General features: G+C 49.8%; 27 protein-coding genes. 26 read left to right on the top strand and 1 reads right to left on the bottom strand.

Annotated elements, in window-relative coordinates; genetic code table 11:
- Positions 1 to 389: 389 nt before the first annotated feature.
- From HV302_RS14705 to HV302_RS14595, 24 genes are all read left to right on the top strand, one after another.
- Positions 390 to 668, top strand: a complete 279-nt coding sequence (locus HV302_RS14705) for a phage holin (protein WP_016150433.1) — start codon at positions 390 to 392, stop codon at positions 666 to 668.
- On the top strand, positions 640 to 1,188 hold the full coding sequence (locus tag HV302_RS14700; RefSeq protein WP_103848997.1) for a lysozyme: 549 nt from the start codon (positions 640 to 642) through the stop codon (positions 1,186 to 1,188). The genes HV302_RS14705 and HV302_RS14700 overlap by 29 nt, the downstream gene beginning before the upstream one ends.
- Positions 1,185 to 1,691: a DUF2514 domain-containing protein gene (locus HV302_RS14695; protein ID WP_103848996.1), complete on the top strand. Its 507-nt coding sequence runs from the start codon at positions 1,185 to 1,187 to the stop codon at positions 1,689 to 1,691. Before HV302_RS14700 ends, HV302_RS14695 begins: the two co-directional genes overlap by 4 nt.
- A gap of 162 nt (positions 1,692 to 1,853) precedes the next feature.
- Complete coding sequence (locus HV302_RS28035; protein WP_213077861.1) at positions 1,854 to 2,018, top strand: YnfU family zinc-binding protein; 165 nt, start codon at positions 1,854 to 1,856, stop codon at positions 2,016 to 2,018.
- 87 nt (positions 2,019 to 2,105) lie between these two features.
- Positions 2,106 to 2,807 carry a Fur-regulated protein gene (locus HV302_RS28325; RefSeq protein WP_224774996.1) on the top strand — a complete coding sequence of 234 codons (702 nt, stop codon included), beginning with the start codon at positions 2,106 to 2,108 and terminating at the stop codon, positions 2,805 to 2,807.
- Between the two features lie 15 nt (positions 2,808 to 2,822).
- Complete coding sequence (locus HV302_RS14685; protein WP_181626136.1) at positions 2,823 to 3,056, top strand: hypothetical protein; 234 nt, start codon at positions 2,823 to 2,825, stop codon at positions 3,054 to 3,056.
- Positions 3,044 to 3,394 carry an HNH endonuclease gene (locus HV302_RS14680; protein WP_181626134.1) on the top strand — a complete coding sequence of 117 codons (351 nt, stop codon included), beginning with the start codon at positions 3,044 to 3,046 and terminating at the stop codon, positions 3,392 to 3,394. The genes HV302_RS14685 and HV302_RS14680 overlap by 13 nt, the downstream gene beginning before the upstream one ends.
- Before the next feature lie 156 nt (positions 3,395 to 3,550).
- Positions 3,551 to 4,048: a phage terminase small subunit P27 family gene (locus tag HV302_RS14675; protein WP_181626132.1), complete on the top strand. Its 498-nt coding sequence runs from the start codon at positions 3,551 to 3,553 to the stop codon at positions 4,046 to 4,048.
- Positions 4,048 to 5,805 carry a terminase large subunit gene (locus tag HV302_RS14670; RefSeq protein WP_181626130.1) on the top strand — a complete coding sequence of 586 codons (1,758 nt, stop codon included), beginning with the start codon at positions 4,048 to 4,050 and terminating at the stop codon, positions 5,803 to 5,805. The genes HV302_RS14675 and HV302_RS14670 overlap by 1 nt, the downstream gene beginning before the upstream one ends.
- A gap of 10 nt (positions 5,806 to 5,815) precedes the next feature.
- Positions 5,816 to 6,001, top strand: a complete 186-nt coding sequence (locus tag HV302_RS14665; protein WP_008323320.1) for a hypothetical protein — start codon at positions 5,816 to 5,818, stop codon at positions 5,999 to 6,001.
- Complete coding sequence (locus tag HV302_RS14660) at positions 6,001 to 7,230, top strand: phage portal protein (RefSeq protein WP_181626128.1); 1,230 nt, start codon at positions 6,001 to 6,003, stop codon at positions 7,228 to 7,230. The genes HV302_RS14665 and HV302_RS14660 overlap by 1 nt, the downstream gene beginning before the upstream one ends.
- On the top strand, positions 7,217 to 7,870 hold the full coding sequence (locus HV302_RS14655) for an HK97 family phage prohead protease (RefSeq protein WP_181626125.1): 654 nt from the start codon (positions 7,217 to 7,219) through the stop codon (positions 7,868 to 7,870). Before HV302_RS14660 ends, HV302_RS14655 begins: the two co-directional genes overlap by 14 nt.
- Before the next feature lie 13 nt (positions 7,871 to 7,883).
- Positions 7,884 to 9,092, top strand: coding sequence for a phage major capsid protein (locus HV302_RS14650; protein WP_136346201.1), 1,209 nt, complete (start codon positions 7,884 to 7,886; stop codon positions 9,090 to 9,092).
- Positions 9,093 to 9,129: 37 nt separating this feature from the next.
- Positions 9,130 to 9,342: a hypothetical protein gene (locus HV302_RS14645; protein ID WP_181626124.1), complete on the top strand. Its 213-nt coding sequence runs from the start codon at positions 9,130 to 9,132 to the stop codon at positions 9,340 to 9,342.
- Positions 9,339 to 9,662 carry a head-tail connector protein gene (locus tag HV302_RS14640; RefSeq protein WP_048221283.1) on the top strand — a complete coding sequence of 108 codons (324 nt, stop codon included), beginning with the start codon at positions 9,339 to 9,341 and terminating at the stop codon, positions 9,660 to 9,662. The genes HV302_RS14645 and HV302_RS14640 overlap by 4 nt, the downstream gene beginning before the upstream one ends.
- A 9-nt stretch (positions 9,663 to 9,671) precedes the next feature.
- Complete coding sequence (locus tag HV302_RS14635; RefSeq protein WP_048997964.1) at positions 9,672 to 10,010, top strand: phage head closure protein; 339 nt, start codon at positions 9,672 to 9,674, stop codon at positions 10,008 to 10,010.
- Positions 10,007 to 10,456, top strand: coding sequence for an HK97-gp10 family putative phage morphogenesis protein (locus HV302_RS14630; protein WP_016150481.1), 450 nt, complete (start codon positions 10,007 to 10,009; stop codon positions 10,454 to 10,456). Before HV302_RS14635 ends, HV302_RS14630 begins: the two co-directional genes overlap by 4 nt.
- Complete coding sequence (gp17, locus tag HV302_RS14625) at positions 10,453 to 10,800, top strand: tail completion protein gp17 (protein ID WP_115602184.1); 348 nt, start codon at positions 10,453 to 10,455, stop codon at positions 10,798 to 10,800. Before HV302_RS14630 ends, gp17 begins: the two co-directional genes overlap by 4 nt.
- A gap of 57 nt (positions 10,801 to 10,857) precedes the next feature.
- Positions 10,858 to 11,562 (top strand): phage tail protein, encoded by a 705-nt coding sequence (locus HV302_RS14620; protein WP_181626122.1) that lies wholly within the window; start codon positions 10,858 to 10,860, stop codon positions 11,560 to 11,562.
- Positions 11,563 to 11,589: 27 nt separating this feature from the next.
- Positions 11,590 to 11,979 (top strand): phage tail assembly chaperone, encoded by a 390-nt coding sequence (locus tag HV302_RS14615; protein WP_016150478.1) that lies wholly within the window; start codon positions 11,590 to 11,592, stop codon positions 11,977 to 11,979.
- Between the two features lie 8 nt (positions 11,980 to 11,987).
- Positions 11,988 to 12,266 (top strand): phage tail assembly protein T, encoded by a 279-nt coding sequence (locus HV302_RS14610; RefSeq protein WP_016150477.1) that lies wholly within the window; start codon positions 11,988 to 11,990, stop codon positions 12,264 to 12,266.
- Between the two features lie 56 nt (positions 12,267 to 12,322).
- Positions 12,323 to 12,658, top strand: a complete 336-nt coding sequence (locus HV302_RS14605; RefSeq protein ID WP_016150476.1) for a zinc ribbon domain-containing protein — start codon at positions 12,323 to 12,325, stop codon at positions 12,656 to 12,658.
- Between the two features lie 46 nt (positions 12,659 to 12,704).
- Positions 12,705 to 16,016, top strand: coding sequence for a phage tail tape measure protein (locus HV302_RS14600; RefSeq protein WP_181626120.1), 3,312 nt, complete (start codon positions 12,705 to 12,707; stop codon positions 16,014 to 16,016).
- 42 nt (positions 16,017 to 16,058) lie between these two features.
- The gene (locus HV302_RS14595; RefSeq protein ID WP_181626118.1) at positions 16,059 to 16,385 is read left to right on the top strand and encodes a hypothetical protein; all 327 of its coding nucleotides are present in this window, start codon (positions 16,059 to 16,061) and stop codon (positions 16,383 to 16,385) included.
- Here HV302_RS14595 and HV302_RS14590 read toward each other — a convergent pair.
- Positions 16,382 to 16,603: a hypothetical protein gene (locus HV302_RS14590; protein ID WP_137346294.1), complete on the bottom strand. Its 222-nt coding sequence runs from the start codon at positions 16,601 to 16,603 to the stop codon at positions 16,382 to 16,384. The genes HV302_RS14595 and HV302_RS14590 overlap by 4 nt on opposite strands.
- Before the next feature lie 165 nt (positions 16,604 to 16,768).
- On the opposite strand from HV302_RS14590, the gene HV302_RS14585 reads away from it, so the two are divergent.
- Positions 16,769 to 17,362 carry a hypothetical protein gene (locus HV302_RS14585; protein ID WP_181626116.1) on the top strand — a complete coding sequence of 198 codons (594 nt, stop codon included), beginning with the start codon at positions 16,769 to 16,771 and terminating at the stop codon, positions 17,360 to 17,362.
- Positions 17,362 to 17,946, top strand: a complete 585-nt coding sequence (locus HV302_RS14580) for a hypothetical protein (RefSeq protein ID WP_048217931.1) — start codon at positions 17,362 to 17,364, stop codon at positions 17,944 to 17,946. Before HV302_RS14585 ends, HV302_RS14580 begins: the two co-directional genes overlap by 1 nt.
- The last annotated feature ends 4 nt before the right edge of the window (positions 17,947 to 17,950 follow it).

Here is a 17,950-nt window from a genome sequence, read left to right as displayed (position 1 = left end):
ACATCTAATTAGCAAAAAATGCTTATTTTTGCTGGTGAACTTGAAAACGCGTCAGAAAAGTGAATAATCAATTCATGCTTGGCAGAGCTGCGCCACGATGGCAGCGACGAAAAGCGAACAATTTGAATATAACGAGAACCCCGCCAGCGCGGGGTTTTTGCTTTCCGGCGATACGACAGGGGTATTCGCGAACGTGCTACGGCACAGTACCCCTGTCATATCGTCGATCCATAATCGTCCACAAGAAAATAAGGCCTCGCAATTATGCGGGGCTTTTTCATTTCAGGCTCACGGGTATCACTCACTGCGTGCTTTGTTGATAAATCCAGCCCGTGAAGCCTGACCCTTTCATCACACACAGCGCCATCCGAAGAATCGGAGGTGAGGCTATGACCAGAATGAGCACCATTTACAGCAGACTTTCATATGGATCAGGAACCACGCTTGCCGGCTGCGGTGTATCAGCGAAGGCATACGCCGAAACAGCTAAAACAGCAAAAGAGGTATCCTGGATGTTGGCCGACAGAATTGCAGGGTTAAGCCTGAGCGACTGGGCAATTATTGTCGGTATCGCATGCACTGTTATCACTTGTGCAGTGAACTGGTATTTCCGCTGGAAAGAACGGGAGGATCGGCGCAATGGGTATGCCACCAAAGCTGAGGAATAAGCTGAGCGCAGCGGTCGTTGGTTTGATTCTTGCCGGGGCTTCCGCGCCCGTGATTCTCGATCAGTTTTTGGATGAGAAAGAGGGTAATAGTCTGACGGCGTATCGCGACGGCGGTGGACTCTGGACTATTTGCCGTGGCGCCACGATGGTTGATGGCAAGCCAGTAGTTCAGGGCATGAAGCTGTCTGCTGAAAAATGCGCTCAGGTAAACGCCATTGAGCGTGATAAGGCACTGGCGTGGGTTGAGCGAAATATAAAAGTTCCGCTGACCGAGCCGCAGAAAGCTGGTATCGCTTCTTTCTGCCCTTACAACATTGGCCCCGGGAAATGTTTCCCGTCTACGTTCTATAAGCGAATAAATGCTGGCGACCGTAAAGGCGCATGTGAGGCGATTCGCTGGTGGGTTAAAGACGGTGGCCGCGACTGTCGTCTGACCAAAGGCCAGAAAAATGGCTGCTATGGCCAGGTAGAACGACGAGACCAGGAAAGCGCGCTGACGTGCTGGGGGATAGACCAGTGAACCTGCGCTTTCAGTTCATTGCTATTTCGTTGCTGGTGGCCGTTGCATTCATCGCCGGTAGCGTATGGAGCAGCCGCGGTTGGGAAAAGAAGTGGGCAGAGCGTGACAGCGTGGAATCATCGCAAACCGCGAACGCGCAGTCCGCCGCCCGCATGATTGAACAAGGGCGAATTATTGCCCGTGATGAGGCTGTGAAAGATGCACAACAACAAGCGGCAAAAGCTGCTGCCACTGCTGCTGGTCTGTCTGCCACTGTTAGCCAGTTGCGCACCGAAGCAACAAAGCTTGCCACCCGCCTGGACGCCGCAAAGCACACCGCAGATCTTGCCGCTGCCGTCAGAAGCAAAACAGCCGGAGCCGACGCAGGATTGCTCGCCGACATGCTCGGACGCCTTGCAGAAGAAGCTCGATATTATGCTGGACGAGCTGACGAAAGCTACCGCGCTGGAATGACGTGTGAGCGGATTCATGACTCGGTGAGAGAGTCAAATAACCAACAATGAGCTTCGCAATCAGCAGTCGCCAGATGAAAGAAAATAAGCATGTACTGGCTATTGAGCATGAGTACATTATGCATCCACATTTGCTAGTTGGACGACAGTAATTGGTTAATAATTGAACGGAATGCGGTATGATAAACCACATTCATTAAAAGGTCAGCCATCATGTCATTCTTCGATTACGCAATGCAGCGTGTTGGGCTTGTAGCCAATATGACTGTCACGTGTCCGATATGTGGACATAAATCCACACACTCGACCACGAAAGTACGCCAGCAACAGGCGTTACTTTGCCCTAAATGTAAATCGCTGTTTGTCATTCACAGGTAGTGGGTCGCGATACAAATAACCCCAGGCCTCGCAATTGCGAGGCTTTTTTATGCGTATCACACATCCACATGTAAAAGGAAAAATACCATGAGTAACAAAATTATTACGCTATCTGGCGCTGCTAATGAAGTGCTTTATGCGCTCTTTTTCCGTGGCGCGTTGCTGTCAGGTGACCTGCCGTCTAAATCTGGTGCCGCTGAATTACGCGAGCTGGGTTTTGCTGAAACCAGGCATACAGCAACTGAATACCAGAAAGAAAATCACTTTACCTTTCTGACATCAGAAGGGCAGAAATTTGCCGTAGAACACCTGGTCAATACGCGCTTTGGTGAGCAGCAATATTGCGCTTCGGTGACGCTTGGCGTTGATATTTATACCTCCGCTGCACAGAAGGCAATCGACGAGCTGGATCAGCGCATTCGTGACACCGTCTCCTTCGAACTTATTCGCAATGGAGTGCCATTCATCAACGACGCCACTATCGCCAATGGTGCGATCCACGCAGCGGCAATCGAAACACCTCAGCCGGTGACCAATATCTACAACATCAACCTTGGTATCCAGCGCGATGAACCGGTGCAGAACAAGGTAACCATCAGCACCAATGAAATAAGTATTCATGCAAACATTGAAGAGGTTCTGCGGAATGCTCTGGCAGCCAATGAAGAGGTTGAGCGCTTGCGAGATGCTATGAAGAACGCTGCTAACGAAGGTGTACAGCAGGCTTTAGTGGCGGTAGAAAGAGATTTCAAAAGTAACGGTAAACTCCGTCGCCTTCTTGGGATTTAAATAGCAGGAGGTCATATGCGTCTCACTGTATTAGATGACGATCCCGGCAGAAAAATTAATCTCGCTCAGGAACGATACACCGTTTATCTCGACGGTGTAGAGGTTAAGCATGTCTTCACTGCTGATGATGAGAAGGGAGAAGCAATCGCAGCCGTTCCTGATGAGCGTGGTTATATGACGACAGAGAACGGTGAAGTGAAGCGGCATACGCTTTACGGTTCTGTGAGGATTGAACCATGCCAGCGTTAATCCCTCGCGCATGTCGCAAGAGAGGTTGTCCCGGTACGACAACGGATCGCTCTGGCTACTGTCAGCAGCATCGCAATGAGGGCTGGCAGCAGCATCAGCAGGGTAAGAGTCGCCATGAACGTGGCTACGGCGGCAAGTGGGATATCAAGCGCACCCGCATCCTGAAGCGTGATAATCATCTGTGTCAGAACTGCCTGCGTACTGGACGTGCTGCCGCGGCCACAACCGTTGACCATATCAAGGCTAAGGCACATGGGGGTACCGATGATGATTCGAACCTTGAAAGCCTGTGCTGGCCCTGCCACCGCTCGAAAACAGGTCGCGAGCGCTTTAAATGATAGTAATTATCATAAACAGGTATGAAGGGGAGGGGGAGGTCAAATCCCTGTAGCCGGGCGCCCAAAGGACCGCCGCCTAGCCTTTCTTCATATCGCCGCAGGTTAGAAAACTTTTTTTGGGGTCTCCCAGCCGATGATTAATAGGAGTTTTCGATTATGTCAGGACCGCCGAAAACCCCTACCCATCTGCGTTTGGTGAGGGGTAACCCATCCAAACGACCAATCAACAAAAATGAGCCACAGCCAGCTAAAGGGGTCCCCCCAGTTCCCAAGCATTTCGACAAGCAGGGGAAGTACTGGTTTAAGCGGATGGCTGAAGAACTTGATGCCATTGGCGTCATATCTCAGCTGGATGCCAGGGCTCTGGAGTTGCTGGTAGAGGCATATACGGAATACCGCCATCATTGTGAAACGCTGGATCGGGAAGGTTATACCTATGCGGTATACAGCGATGATGATGCTGATGAAGGGAAAGAACGAGAAATACGCATGATCAAGCCGCATCCTGCAGCCATGATGAAAGCTGATGCCTGGAAGCGACTCCGCGCGATGTTAGCGGAGTTTGGTATGACTCCTTCCAGCAGGTCTAAGGTCAGTAAAGACAAACCAGACGATGATGATCTGTTAAGTCAATTTCTTAATTCGAGGGACTGATGGCAAAAGTTACTGATGGCATACGTTACGCCGAACGCGTCGTTGCCGGGGAGGTTATTGCCTGTGAATTTGTCCGTCTTTCCTGTCAGCGATTTCTTGATGATCTGAAGCACGGTGAAGAACGTGGCATCTATTTCAGCGAGCCCCGCGCACAACATATCCTCAATTTTTATAAATTCGTGCCTCATGTTAAAGGAGCACTGGCAGGCCAGCCGATTGAGCTGATGGACTGGCATGTTTTCATTCTGATCAACATCTTCGGTTTTGTTATCCCACTGGTAAATGAAGAAACAGGCGAAGTCGTGCTGCGTAATGATGGCAGTGGCCGTCCTGTGATGGTCCGCAGGTTTCGCACGGCATATAACGAGGTAGCCCGTAAAAACGCCAAGTCGACATTATCCTCTGGCGTTGGTCTCTATATGGCTGGCGCCGATGGTGAGGGCGGGGCAGAGGTTTATTCCGCAGCGACAACGCGGGATCAGGCTCGCATCGTTTTTGAAGATGCGAAAAACATGGTTAAAAAAGCGAAACCCACACTTGGGCGACTGTTTGAATTCAATAAACTGGCGATCTACCAGGAGCAGACAGCATCCAAGTTTGAACCGCTATCTTCTGATGCCAACAATCTTGATGGCCTCAACATCCATTGTGGCATCGTCGACGAACTTCATGCGCATAAAACCCGTGATGTCTGGGACGTTCTGGAGACTGCAACCGGCGCACGATTGCAGTCTCTTCTGTTTGGCATGACGACAGCTGGGTTTAATAAAGAAGGGATTTGTTACGAGCTGCGCGATTATGCCATTAAGGTGCTGCGTGGCTATAACAGCGAAGTGGAAGGCGCGGTTAAGGATGATACCTTTTTCGCCATCATCTTCACCCTGGATAAAGATGATGATCCGTTTGATGAAACGGTCTGGCAAAAGGCTAACCCCGGGCTGGGTATCTGTAAGCGCTGGGATGACCTTCGCCGCCTGGCTAAGAAGGCCAAAGAACAGGTTTCCGCCAGGGTTAACTTTTTCACCAAACACATGAATATCTGGGTGACCGCTGAGTCAGCCTGGATGGACATGATTAAGTGGGAAAAATGTGAGTTTATAGCCCCCCGTCATGAGCTGAAAACCTACCCGATGTGGGCTGGCGTGGATCTGGCCCATAAGATTGATATTTGCGCAGCAGTAAAACTCTGGCGGGCAGACAACGGTCACGCGCATGCAGACTTTAAATTCTGGTTACCCGAAGGGCGGCTGGAAAAATGTTCCGCTCAAATGGCGCAGATGTATCGCAAATGGGCTGAGCTTGGGAAGCTGGAACTGACCGATGGTGATGTTATTGATCATGCGCAGATTAAAGCTGATTTTCTGGAATGGATTAGCGGCGAAAACCTGAAGGAAACGGGGTTCGACCCGTGGAGCGCAACGCAGTTTAGCCTGGCTCTGGCAGAAGAGGGCGTTCCGCTGGTGGAGGTTCCGCAGACGGTCAGAAACTTTTCTGAGTCAATGAAAGAGGTGGAGTCTCTGGTTTATGGCGGGCGTTTTCATCACAGCAATCATCCGGTTATGAACTGGATGATGTCTAACGTCACCGTCAAGCCTGACAAAAACGACAATATTTTTCCGAACAAATCCACGCCAGAAGCGAAAATAGACGGGCCTGCCGCCTTGTTTACCGCAATGAGCCGCATGCTTGTAAACGGCGGCGAACAACAGGACAGCCTCTCTGACCATCTGGAAAGTTACGGCGTCCGTTCATTATAAAGAGGCAGTTATGATCCTGATGATTCTCGCCCCGCTGATCGGGGTGATGGGCGCTATTTTGCTTTCGTTTGGTGTATGGATGATTTATCCGCCAGGAGGTTTAATCAGTGCCGGTATGCTTTGCCTTATCTGGTCATGGCTGGTTTCCCGCACGCTTTCGCTGGCCGGGAAAACATTGCGAGGAGGGACTGACTGATGTTTTTCCCCGGAATGTTCAAAAAAAGTGATGCCCCTGTCACTACTGCGGCAGAACTCGCTGAAGCAGTGGGAATGACTTACGACACCTATACAGGGAAAAGGGTAAGCAGCCAGAAAGCCATGCGGCTTACAGCGGTTTTCGGTTGCATCCGTGTTCTTGCTGAGTCGATGGGCATGCTGCCCTGTAACCTTTACAAGGTAACCGGAAACAGTAAACAAAAAGCGACTTCCGAAAGGCTGCATAAATTACTGACGATGAAGCCAAATGATTACATGACCCCCCAGGAATTCTGGGAACTGGTCATTGTCTGTCTTTGTCTTCGTGGTAATTTTTACGCCTACAAAGTAAAGGCGCTTGGCGAGGTGGTGGAACTTCTTCCCATTGATCCTGGATGCGTGGAACCGAAGCTTAACAGCCAGTGGCAACCGGTTTACCAGGTAACATTCCCCGATGGCTCAACAGATGTGCTTGGGCAGGATGATATCTGGCATGTCAGGACGCTTACCTTTGACGGGCTGGTGGGACTGAATCCTGTTGCTTACGCAAGAGAGGCAATATCTCTGGGAATGGCAACAGAGGAGCATGGTGCGCGGTTGTTTTCAAATGGCGCGGTTACCTCTGGTTTACTCCGTACTGAGCAAACGCTGACCGATGAGGCTTATGCGAGGCTGAAAAAAGATTTTGAGGATCGCCACCTCGGGCTGAGCAACGCGCACAGACCGATGATTCTCGAAATGGGACTGGACTGGAAATCAATGGGACTCAATGCTGAGGACAGCCAGTTTCTTGAGACCAGAAAATTCCAGCTTGAGGAGATATGCCGCCTGTTCCGGGTCCCGATGCACATGGTGCAGAACACTGATCGCTCGACGTTTAACAATATTGAAAATCTCGGCATGGGGTTTATCAATTATTCGCTGGTTCCGTATATGACCCGCATAGAGCAGCGAATCAACATCGGGCTGGTGAAGGAATCAAAGCAGGGTGTGTACTACGCAAAATTCAATGCCGGCGCATTGCTGCGCGGGGATATGAAGTCGCGATTTGAGGCGTATTCAACAGGCATTAACTGGGGTATTTACTCACCAAATGACTGCCGGGAACTTGAAGAACTTAACCCACGCGCAGGCGGAGATATTTACCTTACGCCAATGAACATGACGACGAAGCCGTCAGACAGCAGCAAGAACAAAACAACCGAGGAACAACATAATGCCGATGACTAAACAGCGGCTGGATATTCCGCTACAGCTAAAGTCTGTCAGCGACAGCGGGGAGTTTGAAGGCTATGGCTCTGTTTTTGGCGTAAAGGACAGCTACGATGATGTTGTCGTGCCAGGCGCTTTTTCGGCCTCCCTTCAGGCATGGAAAGAAAAGAATGCTCTCCCTGCATTACTCTGGCAGCACCGTATGGATGAACCCATCGGTATTTACACTGAGATGAAAGAGGATGAGGTTGGCCTTTATGTTAAAGGCCGGTTACTCATTGATGACGATCCTCTTTCGAAACGCGCACACGCCCACATGAAGGCCGGTTCTTTAACCGGCCTTTCTATTGGTTACATGCAGAAAGACTGGGAATATGACCGTGTTAAGGGCGTGTTCCTTCTCAAAGAGATCGACCTGTGGGAAGTCAGTCTCGTCACGTTTCCGTCGAACGATGAAGCGCGTGTAAGTGATGTCAAAAGCGCATTTTCCCGCGGAGAAATCCCTTCTCAAAAAAGTATTGAACGAGTCCTGCGCGATGTTGGGCTCTCACGCACCCAGGCTAAAGCATTCATGGCCGGGGGTTATAGCTCACTTTCACAGCGTGATGTTGATGAAGTGAGTACCGCACTGGATGCACTGAAAAACATCAAATTTTAATCAGGAGTTAATTATGTCAGTTGACGTTAAAGACGTAGAGCAGGTCGCGCAGGAACTGCAGGCGAAGTTTGATGCGTTCAAAGAAAAGAACGATAAGCGCCTGGAAGCAGTTGAACAGGAAAAGGGCAAGCTGGCGGGAGAGGTTGAAACCTTAAACGGCAAGTTGTCTGAACTGGATGAACTTAAATCTGCGCTGGAAGAGGAACTGAAGCAGGTTAAACGTCCAGCCGGTGGTTCTCAGAGCAAAGCCGCAAGCGAACATAAAACCGCCTTCATTGGTTTTATGCGTAAAGGTAAAGATGACGGGCTCCGCGAACTTGAACGCAAAGCTCTGCAGGTTGGTGTGGATGAAGATGGTGGTTATGCTGTGCCGGAAGAGCTGGATCGCACGATCCTTAATCTTCTGAAAGATGAAGTGGTGATGCGCCAGGAAGCGACAACCATTACAGTCGGCGGCGCTAACTATAAAAAACTGGTTAATCTCGGCGGTACGGCTTCGGGATGGGTTGGTGAAACGGATGCCCGCCCGGAAACCGATGCGTCTAAGCTCGGCCAGATTGAGCCGTTCATGGGGGAAATTTACGGTAACCCGCAGGCCACTCAAACCATGCTGGACGATGCTTTCTTCAACGTCGAAGACTGGATCAACAGCGAACTGGCAATTGAATTTGCAGAGCAGGAAGAAATCGCCTTTACCAGCGGGAACGGGACGAAGAAGCCGAAAGGTTTTCTGGCATACGCCTCCACGCTTGATCCGGACAAGACTCGTGCATTTGGTACTCTCCAGCACATTCTCTCTGGCGCTGCGACGGGTGTAACGGCTGATGCGATCATCAAACTGGTCTACACGCTGCGCAAAGTGCATCGCAATGGCGCGAAGTTCATGATGAACAACAACAGCCTGTTTGCTATCCGAATCCTGAAAGATTCAGAAGGCAACTACCTGTGGCGTCCAGGTCTGGAACTGGGTCAGCCTTCATCTCTGGTTGGTTATGGTGTGGCAGAGAACGAACAGATGCCGGATATCGCTGCTGACGCTAAAGCAATTGCATTTGGCAATTTCAAGCGTGGTTACACCATTGTTGACCGCATTGGCACCCGTATTCTTCGTGACCCCTACACCAAAAAACCATTCGTTGGTTTCTATACCACCAAACGCACCGGGGGAATGCTGGTGGATTCTCAGGCCATTAAACTGCTGCAGATCGGCACTGGCGCTTAATTCTCTGGGGCTTCGGCCCCGATTTTCGAGGTGATATATGCCTGAATTACTGCGTGAACTTAAGTGGTCCCCAGATGGTTGTATTGTCGAATCCATTCCCGCTGGGGTGTATTCGGACGGTGAGCTACCTGTCCGCGCTGAGGAAATTGCTACCGAACTCGGTATTATCAAATTTGGTGATGGCGATGATCATGTTCCTGCAGAGCCAGAGCCAGAGCCAGAGAAAACAAAACGTGGGAAGGCCAAATGAAACCGTCTATTGCCGAATTACGGCAGCAATGCCGGATAGACAGCGATGATGTTTCTGAAGATCAGACACTGGCGATATATCTCAGTGCAGCAAAGTCCCATGCTGAGAAAATTGTAAACAGGGCTCTATACGATACTAGCATCCCGGATAGTGACCCTGATGGCATCATCATCAGCGACGATATCAAGCTGGCGTTAATGCTTCTTGTCAGCCACTGGTATGAGAACAGAGAGCCGGTAAATATTGGCAATATTACAAGCACATTGCCGTTTGGTGTTCAGGCTCTCCTGGGGCCGCACCGGAAGCACCCGGGAACATAAGGAGGGATTATGCAGGCAGGTCGATTACGCCATCGCGTTACTATCCTGAACTTTGCTTCTTTTCGCGATACGACAGGCCAGCCGGTTGAGGAGTGGCAAGAGGGGAAAACTATCTGGGCGGAAGTGCTGGGGATCAGTGGCAGGGAGCAGTTGCAATCAGGCGCTGAAACGGCGCAGGCAACGATCCGGGTGTGGGTCCGTTTCCGGCGTGATGTGACTGCTGCATCAAGATTAAAGGTGCTGACAGGGCCATTCAAAGGCGCGGTACTGAATATCATTGGTCCTCCCATACCCGACAGTAAAGCCACCAGGCTGGAAATACTCTGTAAAAATGGAGCGGAAAAATGATTGATATCAGTCTGGATTTTTCTGGCCTTGAAGCGATTTCCCGCGATCTGGAATTACTGAGCCGCGCCGAAAACAACAAAGTCCTGCGTGATGCCACTCGAGCTGGGGCTGAGGTTCTGAAAGACGAGGTGATAGCAAGGGCGCCTGAGCGAACCGGTAAACTGAAGAAAAACGTTGTGGTGCTGACGCAGCGATCCAGAAAACGCGGTGATATCTCTTCCGGTGTTCATATTCGTGGTCGAAACATGCGAACGGGTAACAGCGATAATTCAATGAAAGCCTCCGATCGACGTAACGCGTTTTACTGGCGATTTGTCGAAATGGGCACAGTGAATATGCCCCCACATCCTTTTGTCCGTCCTGCATTTGATACCCGCGAAGAACTTGCAGCGCAGGTTGCCATGAAACGCATGAATCAGGCTATTGATGAGGTGCTGAGCAAATGACGGAAGATGACCTTTATCTTTTGCTGAAACCGCTGGCCGGAGGGCAGGTTTATCCCTACGTTGCGCCGCTCGGCAGTGATGGTCAGCCCTCGATATCGCCGCCCTGGGTGATTTTTTCGCTTATTTCTGATGTGACCGCCGACGTTCTCTGCGGTCAGGCCGAATCCGGGATATCAATCCAGGTGGACGTTTACTCACTGACTCTTAAAGAGGCGCGAAATCTTCGTGATATAGCGCTTCAAGTGGTTAAGCCACTCAATCCCACCAATATAAGCAAAACCCCTGGTTATGAGCCAGAGAACCGGTATTACCGGGCGACGCTGGAATTTCAGGTCACTGTCTGACAAATCCATTAACTCACAAACCCGCTACGGCGGGTTTTCTATTTTCAGGAGACAAATATGTCCTCACTGTATGAAAAATCGCAGGGTACAAAAATTCAGATCACCTCTGCGCCAGCGACACTGGATACGATTGGTGCTGCAACATGGCTGGATTTGCACTGTACTATCAAAGAGGTCCAGTTTACTGGTGGTCAGAAGCAGGACATTGATGTCACCACTCTGTGCTCCACCGAGCAGGAAAACATCAACGGCCTGGGCGCTCAGTCAGAAATCTCTATGTCCGGTAACTTTTATGTTAACCCGGCACAGGATGCGCTGCGTGAAGCTTACGATAACGACACCACGTATGGTTTTCGGATTGTCTTCCCCTCTGGTATTGGCTTCCAGTTCCTGTCTGAAGTTCGTCAGCACACCTGGTCTTCAGGGACAAACAGCGTGGTGGCCGCAACGTTCTCGCTACGCCTGAAAGGTAAGCCGACGAAAATTGATAACGCGCTGCGCCTTACCACCGATCTGCCTGACACCAAATCCGTTACCTCTGGTGCGGCCTTGTCACTGACGATTGTAGCGGCTGGAGGAACAGCACCTTATTCCTACGTCTGGAAGAAAGGCGGCAGCGCGGTTAGTGGACAGGCGACAGCAACGTTCAATAAGGCAAACGCTGCTGCGGGTGATGCCGGTGATTACGTTTGTGAAGTTACCGACGCTTCCACGCCTGCGGGAAAAGTTACTTCAGCAACCTGCGTCGTAACGGTAGCGTAATTCATCTTCTTAAATCAGGGATAAAAAATGGCTAAGAGTCTTAAAGAACTGGCGCTGGCTAAGATGTCAGGCTTTCGTCATAAAATCATTACGGTCCCTGAATGGGGCGGTGTAAAGGTTGTTCTGCGGGAACCTTCTGGCGAAGGGTGGCTACGCTGGCAGGAAATTGCAAAATCTGGCGCTGATGAAGAAGGCGAGGTGTCTGTATCAGAAAAAGCACACCGTAATCTTTGTGCTGACGTGGTGTTGTTCATTGATGTCCTTTGCGATACCAACAAGCAACCGGTATTCAGCGTCGATGAAGAAGACCAGGTTCGTGAAATTTACGGGCCCGTTCACTCACGCCTTCTCAAACAGGCGCTTGACCTCATCAACAGCGCGGACGAAGCGCGGGAAAAGTCGCAACCCCCGGCGTAAAGTTTCTGATGGCGCTTGCGCTCCGCATGGGGCGCACGCTCTCAGAGCTTCGGCAGACCATGACGGCAAGCGAGCTGCTGATGTGGATTGAATTCGACAGACAAAGCCCCATCGGCGATATTCGTGGTGATATTCAGGCAGCTCAGATCGTCTCTGCTATCTACGGCTCACAGGGGGCGAAAGTACCGCTGGACGATGCGATCCTGCGCTGGGGTGGTGATGAACAATCAGCACCGAAGGATCCGTTTGCAGGGCTTGAGGCTGCATTAACAGCAGCAACTCAGTGACATTTATTCAGTAAGATAATAGGATTTACCTCATTGATGATGTTTAGGGGAAAGTCATGGAAATCTTACTTATTTCAATTGTTATTGGTCTAATACCTGCATTGATTGCAAGTAGCAAGGGTCGCTCTTTTTTGGGGTGGTGGATTTATGGGGCTCTGTTATTCATTGTTGCCTTAGTTCACTCTTTAGTTATTAAAAAAGATGTACAGTTTGAAGAAAAAGAGAAGCTGGAATTTGATGGTATGAAAAAATGCCCATTCTGTGCTGAATTAATAAAAAAAGAAGCCATCAAATGCAAGCATTGTGGTAGTGATTTGTTATCAAGTGATCATCCCACAAAAACCGATGAAGAATATCTTGAGGAAGCCCGACGAAAAGTCTGGGAAAAATAATAATACAAACCGCTTCGGCGGTTTTTTTGTTTCTGGAGAATGAATAATGGCCACCTTGCGAGAACTGATTATTAAAGTATCCGCAAATTCACAATCTTTCCAGACAGAAATTTCTCGCGCTTCACGTATGGGGCAGGATTATTACAAAACCATGCAGAATGGTGGTCGTCAGGCGGCCGCTGCATCAAGAGAGACGCAGAGAGCTCTGGCAGAAGTAACGAACCAACTTAATTCTGCAAAATCCTCTGCGATGGGGCTTGCTGGTGCTTTCGCTGGTGCATACGCCACTGGGCACCTGATATCCCTTGCGGATGAATGGAGTTCGGTTAATGCACGATTGAAACAGGCCTCGCAATCAACTGATGACTTCAACCAGTCACAACGCTCTCTGATGGATATTAGCCAGCGAACAGGAACCGCATTTTCAGATAACGCAAACCTGTTTGCTCGCTCAGCTGCATCAATGCGTGAATTCGGCTATAGCTCCGAAGAAGTATTAAATGTTACTGAGGCTATTTCTACCGGATTGAAGCTTTCTGGCGCAAGCACAGCAGAGGCGAGTTCTGTTATTACCCAATTCAGCCAGGCACTAGCTCAGGGGGTTTTACGTGGTGAGGAATTTAACTCAGTTAATGAGAATGGTGATCGTGTTATCAGGGCTCTTGCCTCTGGGATGGGGGTCGCTAGGAAAGACTTAAAAGCAATGGCTGATGCAGGTCAACTTACTGCTGACAAGGTTGTTCCGGCATTAATCAGCCAGCTCGGATCACTTCGTGAAGAATACAACGAAATGCCGCAGACTGTATCTGCGGCAACAACAAAAATTGAAAACGCTTTTATGGCTTGGGTTGGCGGCGCAAATGAAGCAAGTGGTGTTAGCCGGACATTGACAGGCGCATTAAATGGGATTGCAGATAATATTGATGAAGTTGCAACTGCCGCAGGTGTTCTTGTTGCTGTTGGCGCAGCGCGTTGGTTTGGAGACATGGCATCAGGAGCGTTTTCAGCAACATCAGGGTTATTAAATGCAGCAAAGAGTGAGATTGCGCTTGCTGAAGCGCAAGTTAGAGGTACTCAAATATCCACGGCTCGCGCTCGTGCAGCTGTGTATCGGGCACAACAAGCTTTAATTGCTACCAGGGGAACTGATGCTCAGGCAGCAGCGGAGAAAAGGTTATCTGATGCTCAAGCATCATTAACCAGAAATATTTCGGCAAGGACCGCAGCGCAGGAAGCCCTAAATAATGTGACATCATTAGGCTCTCGGTTGATGGGGGGCGCTCTTGGGTTGGTTGGCGGGATTCCTGGTTTGGTTATGCTGGGAGCTGGTGCATGGTACACCATGTACCAGAATCAGGAGCAAGCTCGCCGATCCGCACAAGACTATGCAAATACTATTGATCAGATACGCTCTAAAACAAAAACCATGTCATTACCTGAGGCTTCAGATAATGAAGCCAAGACCAGGCAGGCATTAGACGAGCAAAACCGGCTTATTGATGAGCAGGCAAAAAAGGTTAGGCAGTTACGGGAAGAAATTTCCGGTTACCAGCACATGTTGGCTAACCCTGGCCCTACAGTTGCAGGTTACATGGTTAACCATCTTAAGAGCATAGATGATGCCACTCGAGGTCTTTCTGATGCCACTAATGCTTTAGCTATTGAGCAAGAACGCCTGGCACAGATGCAGGCTAAATCGCAGTCTATTCAGGAGGTTCTTGAGGGGGTAGAGCATCGTCGTATTGCGCTTATACGTCAGCAGGCAGCAGAACAGAATTCAGCCTATCAGTCATTATTAATTATGAACGGCCAGCATACAGAGTTTAACCGTCTGCTAGGGTTGGGAAATGCACTGCTTATGTCTCGCCAGGGACTGGTTAACTCTCCGTTAAGGTCACCTCAGGCTGACCTAAATACTAAACAGGTGGATGCGATTGAAAAAAGTAGGCGTGAACTTGAATTATCTCGCCGTAAAGGTGAGGAGAGAGAACGCTTACGATTAAGTTATTCTGCTGATGATCTTGGCTTCGCTTCTAATGACCCTCGTTACCAGACCAGCCGTCAGGAGTTAATTAACAATGGCTTAGAAGAGTGGCGGAATAATCAGGCTAACAAGTCGAAAGCAAAAGGTGGAAAAACAGAAGCCGAAAAAACAGCGGATACTTACGACAAACTCATTAAGCAGCAGAAAGAGCAAATCGCTCTGGCTGGTCAGAATACCGAACTGGCAAAACTGAAATATCAGGTTAGCCAGGGGGAGCTTACTTCTCTCACCGAAGCGCAAAAACAAACCTTATTGCAGAATGCAGCGTTGATTGATCAGCAAAAAATCCGCGAACAATTAGCGGCGTATGAAGCTAACCTTGCTGATTCGAATACCAGTGCCAGGGCATCTAACCAGGCAGAACTTACCGGGTATGGTCAGGGAAGCCGAATGCGTGAACGGATGCAGGAAGTGCTGCGTATCCGGGAAGAGTTTCAGCAAAAGAACGTTGATCTGCAGCGCCAGTACCAGTCAGGTGATATTTCTGAAGACCTATACCGTCAGGAACTGGCACTGAATAAACGTTATCTCGATGAACGGTTACGAGATCAGGAAGCTTACTACTCAGCCTCTGACGCTCAGCGCAGTGACTGGACAACGGGTATGCGTGAAGGTTTTGCAAACTGGGCTGACACTGCTTCTGATTACGCATCTCAGTCTGCTGACCTGGTGAATAACGCAATGTCCGGGCTGGTGGGTAACATTTCTGATGCACTGGCCGGTAATAAGGTTGACTGGGAAGACTGGGCCAGTTCGGTGCTTCAGTCTATGCAGAAAATTATCCTAAATGCGATGCTGGTGGATTCTTTACGCTCTGCCAGTAACAGCGGTTTTTTCAGTTCAATCGGCGGCATGTTTGGAGCGGGTGCTGGCGCTGCATCTGGCAGCACTCCTTCAGGCGCTTATAACTCGGCCGCATCTGGCATAAAGCTGAATGCGAAAGGTGGCGCATATGCTTCTGAAAGCCTGAGCGCTTACAGCAACAGTATTGTTAGCACACCGACATATTTTGCTTTTGCAAAAGGCGCTGGGCTTATGGGGGAGGCGGGGCCGGAAGCCATTATGCCCCTGACACGATCAGCTGATGGTTCGCTGGGTGTTCGCATGGTTGGTAGTCCGGGTTCCACGTCAGGTGGCGGTGATACGATTATTCATCAGCACTTCAACATATCTGGTAACGGGGATGCGGCACTGAAGCAGGCTATGCAGGAAGCTGCGCGACAGGGCGCGAATGACGGTGCGAAACAGGCCAGACAGGATATTTTGAATGATTTTTCAAATCGCGGCCAGGCGCGGCGCTTACTTGGCGTGTAATGCATTATTAATATTCATTAAGCCGAAAGGCGGGGGACAGTTATGACTTTAGAACAACGAGTTGAGTCACTTGAATTTAAAGTAGGGTTTCCGAAAGAAAAAGGAGTAAGAATTTCTTTCGGAGAAAATTTGACGATGTCATCTACGCAGCGCATTGGCAGTAACGTGTCAGTGAAAATTGGCAAAGAAAACGTCGCTACCATTCAGTACAGCGAAGACTTAACGCCAGAATTTACGCTGGAAGGGTACAATCAGCGGGCAAAAGAATATGCTCAAAATGTTATCGCGAAGATTATTGAAGCGGCCCAGAAACAGACCGCTGAATTAAAAGTAGCATTTCACTCATCACAATTTGGCATTATGAATTAAATGCGAAATTGTTCGAGTTGTTTTGCTAGGTCGTTCATTGCTGGATTATTAAGTTGCCTTAATTCTTTCAGAAAAGCTTCTCTCATTGGGTCTTGTAACTTTTGAAAAATAAGGCCAACAGCAACCTTTAGTGCAACAATTTCAGCGCCAAGAGACTCAAGGTTACTTGTGTTAGCACTAATTTCCAGCTTTTCAATAAACTTTATTGGTTGATCCATTTTCTAATTCCTTGTCAGAGGTAATCAGCCATCCCTCCCTTTTTTAGTGCGCCAGTATCCCACTACTGACGGGCTGAGTAACAACCATAACCAGGTATGTAAATCAGTAACATCCTGACAAATGATCAGTAGCGCCCCCGTGCGCAGAATAATGCAGGAGAATCTATGGCTGTACTCGAATGGCCGGAAGATGTCTGTCCCGCGTCGCTGACATGGCGACCTGAGAGTAATACCAAAACCTTTCGCTCCCCATTCAATGGCTCATCGCAGACAGCACGCTTCCCCGGTACCCGCTGGGTATGTTCTCTGACTTTTAATAACCTGACTGACGAAAAATCCAGGCGCATTGATGCTCTGGTGGCTTCGCTCGATGGCGAGTATGGCAGGGTAAAAGTCCGTGACTGGGGCAGAAGTGGCAGAGCGCCTGCTGGTGCGCCCGTTGTTGATGGGGCAGATCAGACGGGAGTTCAACTACAGAGTAAGGGCTGGACACCGGGAGCAGTGGTTCTCAGACAGGGAGATTACTTCACTGTTAACGACGAGCTGAAGATGGTTACAGCCGACGTGACGAGCGCGGCGAACGGTACCGCAATGATTGCCTTTGCGCCTATGTTACGTAGCTCGCCACCTGCTAATGCTGCCATTGAAGTTGCGAAACCCTACGGTATTTTCAAACTGAAAGATAACCAGCAGGGTGCAGGTAATCGTGTGCCGGGTGTTTTTACCAGTTACGCGCTGGAGCTTGAGGAGGCATTTTAATGCTGTATTCCCCCTTTTCGGATTCGATGGTGGACTGGTTATCCCGCGACAGGGTGACGGTCGCGATTGCCGCTAATATTCAGTTTGAATCCGGTACCGTCTATGTGCATTCCGGTACCGGGACACTGGTTCTCGGCGGCTATGTCTATTACGGCATGGGGCGCATGGGTTCTGTTGATGATGCCAGTGAAACCAGCACAACAAGCCCGACCCAGGTCAAAATGACCCTTTCAGGCCTGGATATGGCCCTCTTTGCCACCACGCTGAATGAGCGATGCGTGGGCAGAAATGCCGAAATCTATCTGGTGGCCATGGATGATAACGGTGTTGTCCAGGTTGCCGATCTCCTGTTCAAAGGGAGGGTATCCAGTACGGGGGCGACCGCTGGCGGGACGAACGCCCTGCAGTACACCATCAGTAATATTTTTGAAGACTGGCAGCGTCCTTTCCCCGATCGCTATACCGATGAATCGCAGCAGGCCGCTTATCCCGGTGACCGCATATTCCGGTATGTGGCGCAGATGTCTGAACGTTCGATTTACTGGGGCAGTAAAAAAGATGCACCAGGATTTACCTATAAGTGAGGAA

Source organism: Citrobacter sp. RHBSTW-00859 (genome assembly GCF_013729795.1).
Lineage (GTDB): Bacteria > Pseudomonadota > Gammaproteobacteria > Enterobacterales > Enterobacteriaceae > Citrobacter > Citrobacter braakii.
Note: the sequence above shows the minus strand (reverse complement) of the source record. Positions and strands in the feature narration are given on the sequence as shown.

Excerpts from the sequence above, each read along its gene's own strand:
- HV302_RS14630 (WP_016150481.1), top strand. The coding sequence starts at position 10,007 with ATGATTGATATCAGTCTGGATTTTTCTGGCCTTGAAGCGATTTCCCGC.
- HV302_RS14610 (WP_016150477.1), top strand. The coding sequence starts at position 11,988 with ATGGCGCTTGCGCTCCGCATGGGGCGCACGCTCTCAGAGCTTCGGCAG.
- HV302_RS14580 (WP_048217931.1), top strand. The coding sequence starts at position 17,362 with ATGCTGTATTCCCCCTTTTCGGATTCGATGGTGGACTGGTTATCCCGC.
- HV302_RS14620 (WP_181626122.1), top strand. The coding sequence starts at position 10,858 with ATGTCCTCACTGTATGAAAAATCGCAGGGTACAAAAATTCAGATCACC.
- HV302_RS14645 (WP_181626124.1), top strand. The coding sequence starts at position 9,130 with ATGCCTGAATTACTGCGTGAACTTAAGTGGTCCCCAGATGGTTGTATT.
- HV302_RS14600 (WP_181626120.1), top strand. The coding sequence starts at position 12,705 with ATGGCCACCTTGCGAGAACTGATTATTAAAGTATCCGCAAATTCACAA.
- HV302_RS14635 (WP_048997964.1), top strand. The coding sequence starts at position 9,672 with ATGCAGGCAGGTCGATTACGCCATCGCGTTACTATCCTGAACTTTGCT.
- HV302_RS14650 (WP_136346201.1), top strand. The coding sequence starts at position 7,884 with ATGTCAGTTGACGTTAAAGACGTAGAGCAGGTCGCGCAGGAACTGCAG.
- HV302_RS14660 (WP_181626128.1), top strand. The coding sequence starts at position 6,001 with ATGTTTTTCCCCGGAATGTTCAAAAAAAGTGATGCCCCTGTCACTACT.
- HV302_RS14595 (WP_181626118.1), top strand. The coding sequence starts at position 16,059 with ATGACTTTAGAACAACGAGTTGAGTCACTTGAATTTAAAGTAGGGTTT.
- gp17 (WP_115602184.1), top strand. The coding sequence starts at position 10,453 with ATGACGGAAGATGACCTTTATCTTTTGCTGAAACCGCTGGCCGGAGGG.
- HV302_RS14670 (WP_181626130.1), top strand. The coding sequence starts at position 4,048 with ATGGCAAAAGTTACTGATGGCATACGTTACGCCGAACGCGTCGTTGCC.
- HV302_RS14590 (WP_137346294.1), bottom strand. The coding sequence starts at position 16,603 with ATGGATCAACCAATAAAGTTTATTGAAAAGCTGGAAATTAGTGCTAAC.
- HV302_RS14605 (WP_016150476.1), top strand. The coding sequence starts at position 12,323 with ATGGAAATCTTACTTATTTCAATTGTTATTGGTCTAATACCTGCATTG.
- HV302_RS14700 (WP_103848997.1), top strand. The coding sequence starts at position 640 with ATGGGTATGCCACCAAAGCTGAGGAATAAGCTGAGCGCAGCGGTCGTT.
- HV302_RS28325 (WP_224774996.1), top strand. The coding sequence starts at position 2,106 with ATGAGTAACAAAATTATTACGCTATCTGGCGCTGCTAATGAAGTGCTT.
- HV302_RS14585 (WP_181626116.1), top strand. The coding sequence starts at position 16,769 with ATGGCTGTACTCGAATGGCCGGAAGATGTCTGTCCCGCGTCGCTGACA.
- HV302_RS14675 (WP_181626132.1), top strand. The coding sequence starts at position 3,551 with ATGTCAGGACCGCCGAAAACCCCTACCCATCTGCGTTTGGTGAGGGGT.
- HV302_RS14685 (WP_181626136.1), top strand. The coding sequence starts at position 2,823 with ATGCGTCTCACTGTATTAGATGACGATCCCGGCAGAAAAATTAATCTC.
- HV302_RS14705 (WP_016150433.1), top strand. The coding sequence starts at position 390 with ATGACCAGAATGAGCACCATTTACAGCAGACTTTCATATGGATCAGGA.
- HV302_RS28035 (WP_213077861.1), top strand. The coding sequence starts at position 1,854 with ATGTCATTCTTCGATTACGCAATGCAGCGTGTTGGGCTTGTAGCCAAT.
- HV302_RS14615 (WP_016150478.1), top strand. The coding sequence starts at position 11,590 with ATGGCTAAGAGTCTTAAAGAACTGGCGCTGGCTAAGATGTCAGGCTTT.
- HV302_RS14640 (WP_048221283.1), top strand. The coding sequence starts at position 9,339 with ATGAAACCGTCTATTGCCGAATTACGGCAGCAATGCCGGATAGACAGC.
- HV302_RS14665 (WP_008323320.1), top strand. The coding sequence starts at position 5,816 with ATGATCCTGATGATTCTCGCCCCGCTGATCGGGGTGATGGGCGCTATT.
- HV302_RS14655 (WP_181626125.1), top strand. The coding sequence starts at position 7,217 with ATGCCGATGACTAAACAGCGGCTGGATATTCCGCTACAGCTAAAGTCT.
- HV302_RS14680 (WP_181626134.1), top strand. The coding sequence starts at position 3,044 with ATGCCAGCGTTAATCCCTCGCGCATGTCGCAAGAGAGGTTGTCCCGGT.